Below are 320 nucleotides of genomic sequence, written 5' to 3' on the forward strand. Positions count from 1 at the left end.
TCGCACATGACCTGACGCGCAAGCTGTTTGACGAAATTGGCATCTCGCTGTGCGAACGCGGGCTGATGATGAAGGAAAGCACGCTGGTCGATGCGACGATCATCGAAGCGCCGCCGTCGACCAAGAACGCCGAGAAGCATCGCGATCCGGACATACATCAAACGAAGAAAGGCAATGCGTGGCACTTCGGCATGAAGGCGCACATCGGCGTCGATGCGGATTCGGGGCTGGTTCACAGCGTGGTCGGTACCTCCGCCAACGTGTCGGATGTTTCGCAAGCGCATGCGTTGTTGCACGGTCACGAGCAAGAAGCGTTCGGC

Annotated in this window: 1 protein-coding gene; it reads left to right on the forward strand. The window is 58.8% G+C overall.

All coding sequences use genetic code 11. The features are described from left to right. The coding region (locus DID99_RS37020) for a transposase (RefSeq protein ID WP_148094739.1) at nucleotides 1-320 on the forward strand (320 nt) is incomplete at both ends.

Origin of the sequence: Burkholderia sp. Bp8986, assembly GCF_003854225.1 — a bacterium.
In the GTDB taxonomy this organism is placed as follows: Bacteria; Pseudomonadota; Gammaproteobacteria; order Burkholderiales; family Burkholderiaceae; genus Burkholderia.